At 61.1% G+C, this 6,744-nt stretch carries 6 protein-coding genes and 2 pseudogenes; all 8 read right to left on the reverse strand.

Annotated features, from left to right (window positions below; genetic code table 11):
- A partial coding sequence (locus tag ACZYOF_RS41265; RefSeq protein WP_463719337.1) for an FAD-dependent oxidoreductase occupies window positions 1-1,035 on the reverse strand: 1,035 nt, incomplete at its 3' end.
- 11 nt (window positions 1,036-1,046) lie between these two features.
- Window positions 1,047-2,156 (reverse strand): electron transfer flavoprotein subunit alpha/FixB family protein, encoded by a 1,110-nt coding sequence (locus ACZYOF_RS41270; RefSeq protein ID WP_130231408.1) that lies wholly within the window; start codon window positions 2,154-2,156, stop codon window positions 1,047-1,049.
- 13 nt (window positions 2,157-2,169) lie between these two features.
- Window positions 2,170-2,709 (reverse strand): annotated as a pseudogene (locus ACZYOF_RS41275) (hypothetical protein).
- A gap of 467 nt (window positions 2,710-3,176) precedes the next feature.
- Window positions 3,177-3,518 carry a nitrogenase stabilizing/protective protein NifW gene (nifW, locus tag ACZYOF_RS41280; RefSeq protein WP_028169330.1) on the reverse strand — a complete coding sequence of 114 codons (342 nt, stop codon included), beginning with the start codon at window positions 3,516-3,518 and terminating at the stop codon, window positions 3,177-3,179.
- 209 nt (window positions 3,519-3,727) lie between these two features.
- A complete protein-coding gene (gene nifV, locus ACZYOF_RS41285) occupies window positions 3,728-4,915 on the reverse strand; it encodes a homocitrate synthase (RefSeq protein ID WP_463719338.1) in 1,188 nt (395 codons plus the stop codon).
- A 204-nt stretch (window positions 4,916-5,119) separates the two neighbouring features.
- Complete coding sequence (locus ACZYOF_RS41290; RefSeq protein ID WP_165421516.1) at window positions 5,120-5,590, reverse strand: Fur family transcriptional regulator; 471 nt, start codon at window positions 5,588-5,590, stop codon at window positions 5,120-5,122.
- Window positions 5,591-5,612: 22 nt separating this feature from the next.
- Complete coding sequence (locus tag ACZYOF_RS41295; protein WP_463719339.1) at window positions 5,613-6,329, reverse strand: nitrogen fixation protein NifQ; 717 nt, start codon at window positions 6,327-6,329, stop codon at window positions 5,613-5,615.
- Window positions 6,330-6,458: 129 nt separating this feature from the next.
- A pseudogene (gene nifH / locus ACZYOF_RS41300) lies at window positions 6,459-6,744 on the reverse strand (nitrogenase reductase); the annotation flags it as partial.

A 6,744-nucleotide genomic window follows, 5' to 3' on the forward strand; every position in this document is an offset into this window, starting at 1 on the left:
TGCCGCAGTCATGGGATAACGCCGTGATCTCACCTGGACGATAGCTTCCGCCGCAATGCGGCCCGAGGTCATCGCGAGGTTAGAGCCCTCGCGATGAATGGCGTTGTTGAGCTGCGCCGCATCGCCGACCACGACCCAGCCTTCGCCATACAGCTGCGGGATTGCCTTGTAGCCACCTTCAGGGATGAGGTGCGCAGAATATTCCTTGACCTCCGAGCCCTCGATCAGGGGCGCCACGGATGGATGACGCTTGAAGCGATCGAGCAGCCCATATGGCGTCTCTGCAGTGCTCTGAAAGTCGGCGACGATACAGCCGATGCCGATCGATATGCATTCTTTATTGGCATAGATGAAGCCCATCCCTGTCATGCCGCAAGAAATGGTGCCGGCCGCTTCGACAACGACGCCTTCGTCGCCCTTGAGATTGAAACGGGCCTCGATGGTCTCACGCGGCAAGAAGTGCATTTCCTTAACCGCGAGTGCCACCTTGTCGGGCTTGGGCCGCTCGCGCAGGCGCGCACGCGTACCGAGCAGGCCATTAACGCCTTCGGCCAGTACCACGACATCTGCGTGGATTTCGCCGTCGCGACGATCTGTACGAACACCGATGACTTTCCCATTGGCGTCCCGTACCAGCTCAGTGACCGTGGTCTCGCACAGCACGGTCGCGCCGGCCTCGCGCACTTTCGAGGAGAACCATTTGTCGAACTGCGCACGGATGATCGTGTACCGGTTCGGCCGCTCCTCGTTGAAGTCCTCGGAGCGGTAGTGCACGCCGACATGCGAGCGATCGTCCATCATCCAGAACCGTTGCTCGACGAGATGACGTTCGAGCGGAGCGTCGTCGCGGAAGTCCGGGATTAGTTTTTCCAGCATGTCGGCGTAGAGGATTGCGCCCTGGACATTCTTCGATCCAGCATATTCACCGCGCTCGAGCTGTAGCACCTTCATGCCGCGTTTGGCCATGGCCAGCGCCGCCGCGTTGCCCGACATGCCGGCGCCGACCACGATTGCATCGAACTTCTCCTCGATCATAACAACCTCCTCTAGCTCGCGATCCGGTCGCGCGAATGCGGCGAAAGCCGTGCACGAAAAGCGGCCGTCAGCGCGGGTAACAAGTGCATAGCGTCATTGACGATGCCGATGTGGGCGAAGTCGAAGATCGGTGCGTTCTTGTCGGTATTGATGGCAACGATCAGATCTGCGCCCTCTACGCCGACCCGATGCTGGATCGCGCCGGAAATACCTGCGGCAATATAGAGCTTCGGCCGGATGGTCTTGCCGGTCTGGCCGATCTGCCGGTCGGAGCTGACCCAGCCCTTTTGTACCAGCGGCCGCGAACAGCCATATTCCGCGCCGAGCACGTCGGCGAGCTGTCGTACCAGCTGGAAACTCTCCGGCGAGCCCAGCCCCAGCCCGCCGGCGACGACGGCGTCGGCGTAGGCAAGATTGGATTTGGCCGAATCACGGTCCGGCATGAAGGATAGCACCTTGGTGACGATGTCTTCTTCGAGCAGGCGGAGCGGATGGATGATAATGCGGGCGGCATCGCGCGCGAGGCGCTCTGGCATCGGCATCACGCGCGGGCGGACGGTTGCCATCTGCGGCCGGTAATTCAAAGTGTAGATCGTGCAAAGCAGCGATCCGCCAAATGTCGGACGCGTGGCCGCAAGCGAACCATCCGCGTCGACATCGAGCTCGGTGCAGTCGGCGGTGAGACCCGTCAGTAGGGTGGTGGCTACCGAGCCCGCAAGATCGCGACCGAGCGTGGTTGCGCCCAACAGCAGGATCTCTGGCTTATAGGTGTTGACGAGATCGGTCAGCGCCTTCGTGTGGGACTCGTTGCGATACTCCGACAGCACATTCTCGCTCACGAGATAGGCTAGGTCGGCGCCGTAGCAGAAGGACTCGAGCGCGGCGTTACGCGCGGCCTCGCCCTCCGGGCCGATAACAACCGCAGCGAGATCGACCTTCAGCTTGTCGGCAAGCTTGCGGCCCGCACCCATGAGTTCCCAGGAGACTGGATGCACCTGGCCGCGCTCCTGCTCGACGAAGACCCAGATATGCTTGTAGGCCTTAAAGTGCTCCGGCAATTCTCTTTTCGCTCCTGCGCGGCCGCCCGCGACCGGCGTAGGAGCTGTGGTGATGTTGCTCATAGCCTTGTCCCCCTCACAACCCGCGCGCCTGCGCCACAAGACCGGTTTCTAGCTTGGGTCGGCCCTTCAAGATGGCTTTCATCAGCAACTCGGTCGGCTGCTTCGTGGCTCCCATCCGCCTCCTCTCGGTTTGTGGCGAAGGCGCAAAGACACGCTTGACTATGATCGGCGAGCCGCGCACGCCGCATTTCGAGATGTTCTCGACGCTGGCCTCCTGCTCGCTCCATTTCACAACTGGCCCCAGCGGCGCGCGCAGGGCGTCGGTTATGAGACCGCGGCAAATCTGGCTCGCTTCCGGCATGGTTGGCAAGGCACGGCAGCTCTGTGCGCAACATCGACGCGCCGCGTTCGGCGCGGCGCTACACATCGAGCCTGGTGAGCGCGGTGATCTTACTGGAGAACTTTTCACGCAATAAGCGCGCGGCCTCGCGCGCAAACAAGGCGTCTTGTTTGACGATACTCGCCGACCCTGACGCAAGATCGTGTTGGTAAGGGGATTGACGCCGATCTGCGCGAAATCGGGAACCTGCTTGATGGAAACGATACTGTGCATGCCTTCTCCAGAGGTAGCGTGGAAACGCGAGTTACCCATTAGCGGCCAACGCCCGGTCAATCCCAGCCTCAACGGCGTCAAAGATAAGTTCGAACGGCATTAACGCGAGCGTGAGCCACAAGATGACGCCGGCGCAAGCGGCGAGCAGTAACGGTAACATGATTGGTCTTTCTCCAAATCTCATCTCGGACGGCAACAATTCTGTGTACGCCGGCGCCAATGACGGACTTGGCCGGAGAACAGCAAGTGTTGTACCAGTTGCACGCGATCGAAAATCAGAGCTCCGATCAATGACTTGAGAAAAATTGATGAGGGGTCAGTTAGCATCGCAGACAATACAATCCGCCCATACGTCGGGAAGGCGACAGCGTGGCTTCGCGCGTTGCTGTAGAGAGTTGATCTGGAGGAAGGCGAATGGCATAACACACCGCACCGACATGCAGGCAGATCTGAACTGATACATGAGGCTATTTCAGCGAGCTCAACGGCACGAAGGCCGCCGGTTTCTTGGGCTCGGCGACCGCATCCTTCAAGACCTTGAACACCCGCTGATCGATCGGCGAGGACGCCACGAAATCGGCATAAGCCTGCTCCAGCACCGCCTTGCACCGCGCCGTGACCTCCGCCTCTGCGCTACCTTCGAATTGTTCCTTGGCGAGATATTGCCCCATGCGCCTTAAGATATGCAGGCGCGCGACATTGACGATCTTGGGGTCGTAGTCGACGCCAAGCAGCGCAAAAAAATCTTCAGCCGACGAGGCCTTGTTGAGCCGATCCAGGATGCTGGCTGCCCTCTGTTTGTTGCTCATCGAAACTTTCCTTTGGGTTAGGCCCTCCGGCCGGTGGTCGGGACGCAGCACAGGCTGGTCACTTCTTGCGACGCTGCTTCGCGCACGCGGCGCTCTATATTGCCTACGTAGACTATGCGTTGGCGCATCAGTGCGAGCAGCGAGGATTTCCGCGGCGCGCCCACGGTTTCGAAGTGATCGGCCGTAATGGTGCCGGACCATGGCCCGCCTCACGCGCAATTTGTCAACGAGCGCTCGCGGATGTCGCGCCAGATCGCCACCACCGTCTCGCGCGCCACCGGCCGCTTGTGCTCGGTGGCATGTTTTCGCACCCGCGAGAGGATCTGTTTTGTCTCCTCGGAGCTGGCGGCGAGCTGCAACTCGTCAAGGAGCGTCGTGATCGCGGACAGCCCGGAATGCTTGCCGATCACAATATGATTGAACCGACCAAGCAAATGGGGGTCGAGCCACTGATAGGTGCGTTGATCCTGCAATAAGCCATGCACATGAATGCCGGATTCATGGGTGAACACATGCTCCCTGACGATGGCCTTGTTCAGAGGAATTGCACGTGCAGCCGCGGCTGCCACTACCGCGGCGACGTTCTCGAGCTCCGGCAGCACGATGCCGGTGGCGCGCCCGTAGAGCTGTTTGAGCGCGACGGCGACTTCTTCCAGCGGCGCATTGCCCGCTCGCTCGCCGAGCCCTATGACGGTCACCGAGGCGTGGCTCGCGCCCCCCTTGATGGCGGCGAGCGTATTGGCGGTTGCGAGCCCGAGATCGTCATGGCCGTGAAATTCGAGCTCGAGATCGGTGGTCGCGCGCAAACGCGCGATCAGCGCATAGGTGGAGTCGGGATCAAGCACACTGAGCGTATCGGCAATGCGAAAGCGCCGTGCGCCCGCGGCTTTTGCGATGGCGATCAGCGTGATGAGAAAATCGACGTCAGCGCGGGAGGAGTCTTGGCCGCCGACGGCGACCTCAAGCCCCCGCTCGCGGGCGTAACTGACCCCCCGCCTCACCTGCTCTAGCGCCAGCTCGCGGTCACCGCTAAGCTTGGCGGCAATCTGCACGTCAGATGCCGGAATCGAGACATTGACCATCGACACCTTGGCCTCGATCGCCGCATCGACATCGGCTTCACGCATCCGGCACCAGCCGATGATGGTGAGCGGGAGACCGGCCTCAACGATGGCGCGGATGGCGGCGATCTCTTCACTGCCCATCCCCGGCGTCCCGGCTTCGATCTCGGTAACGCCGGCCCGCGCCAGCGCCCGCGCGATCGCCACCTTTTCGTCGGTGGTGAAGGCAACGCCAGGCGCCTGTTCGCCGTCGCGCAGTGTCGTATCGTTGAGCACGATCGGACTTCCCGATGCCGTCTCGGACCATGACGGTTTGGCAGAGGCGGCGGCGATCATGCGAAGCTCCTTGTTGTCTTTGGCAAAGCAAGGCTTCAGCAACCCGCATGCCACGCCGGCACCCGCCCCAAGCTGTTGAACAAGCGCACAGTTTTTGGCTCAGCCGGGTTGTCGCAAACGCGACAGCGTGGCAAAGTCGACGCGTCGGCTTATCTCAGGGCGCGATCGCTTGGCATCAACTCGGCTTGCGACCCAGATGGATGATCAGATCGACGCGCGAGACTGCGTGGCCGGCAGCGGCACGGGAACATTCACAAGCAGGGGATTCGCATCGGGACCGTTGAGCAGGATATCGTCGCCGCCCAGATAATAATGCGGATGCGGCGTGGTGTTGGTGTCAAAAAATGATCGCGAACCGTCAACACGGATCCGACCCGATAGGCCGGCTCGCGTGAACTGGTTCAAAGTCTTGTAGACGGTAGACTGTGAGACCGGAAAGCCGGTCTCACGCGCCTCGGCAAATAACATCTCTGCGGTGACATGCCGCTCGCCCCTGGCAAACAACAACTCGCTTAAGATCACGCGCCGGCGCGTCGGGCGCAGCCCGGCCTTGAGCAACATATCCTTCCAGCCGGCGTCGGGACATTGCCTGCTGAATTGGGCGCAGGTCGTATCCACCTGCACCTCGTCGAAGCCAGCGCGATCCGCGCGGTCATCGGTTGGAAGTCTGGCCAACGGACGATCCATCCCGTGTTGCTCACATAGGCCAGATGCTGGCGGCGTCCGGGTTAGCCGCCCGCAACAGAACGTCACGCCGGCGCTCAGCCATCCGGCTCTCGCCACTTTCATCGCCAAAGCAGCGGTTGAAGTCCTTACATTGCGTGCACACCGGTGTCGTGCACATCACAAGGCCGTCGCCCTCGCACAGCATGCGATAGAAGAACCGCTTCCAGCGCATATTGTTGACATTGCGCGCGGCGAGCGGCGCGAAATGGCGGCTTAAGAGGCGGGATAATTCGCCACGATTGCGCAATCCGAGGTCTTCCCAGAGGTGATTTGGCTCGATCGCGCGACGCGCGATCATCGCAGCCAGCCAGTTGCCGATATCCCCTTCGGTCGAGCGTTGCGCGAGCAGGAGATCACGCAACATTGCGCCCTCATCGCTCTCATTGCGCTTGAAACGCAAGAGCAACTCCTCGGCGTTCATCCGAACCGACGGGAAGTACTGCTCCACCAATGCCGCCAGCTCATGGCTTGACAGACCGACCTTCTCGGAAAGAAGACCACCATCCATCGTGGCGAGCGCCAGAATGGACGCCAGCGCGTGGCGATCGAAATTGCTGTCACTGGTTGTGTCGGCATCTGCGGGGTGCGCCCCAGTGAGCAGGCGATAGGTCGCAATTCCCCTATGCCGCCCACCGTTCACATCACTCGCTCTGGCAGCCATAAGCGGAAAGAATTGCGCTTCGAACATTGATGGCCGACCTTTCCACCGCGATCAAGTATGCTCTGCTGCATCGTGATGCTGGTCACGAGATCTTTCGCCGGAACGCCGGCCTCCCTCATTAAGCATTGGGAAAGCCGGCCTCCATCGGTATGCTCTTTACTCGGCGGCGAGCTCGGCGGCGGTCTTGCCGACGATGGACTCGTCAACTGGCTTCATGATGCCGTGCTCCATCAGCATGTCCTCCAGCTCATCCATGGAGATCGGGGTAGGGATGATGCCTTTGCCGCCATTGTGGTGGATCCTGGTCGCAAGATCGCGATAGTGATCGGCTTGCTGGGACTCCGGCGCATACTCCAGCACGGTCATGCGGCGCAGCTCCGCGTGCTGCACGACGTTGTCGCGCGGCACGAAATAGATCAGCTGGGTGCCGAGCTTCTTGGCG

Source organism: Bradyrhizobium sp. LeoA1Lang, assembly GCF_055413685.1.

Bases quoted from the DNA above. Each gene is read 5' to 3' on its own strand.
- nifW (WP_028169330.1), bottom strand. From the start codon at position 3,518: ATGAGCAACAAACAGAGGGCAGCCAGCATCCTGGATCGGCTCAACAAG.
- nifV (WP_463719338.1), bottom strand. From the start codon at position 4,915: ATGATCGCCGCCGCCTCTGCCAAACCGTCATGGTCCGAGACGGCATCG.
- ACZYOF_RS41295 (WP_463719339.1), bottom strand. From the start codon at position 6,329: ATGTTCGAAGCGCAATTCTTTCCGCTTATGGCTGCCAGAGCGAGTGAT.
- ACZYOF_RS41270 (WP_130231408.1), bottom strand. From the start codon at position 2,156: ATGAGCAACATCACCACAGCTCCTACGCCGGTCGCGGGCGGCCGCGCA.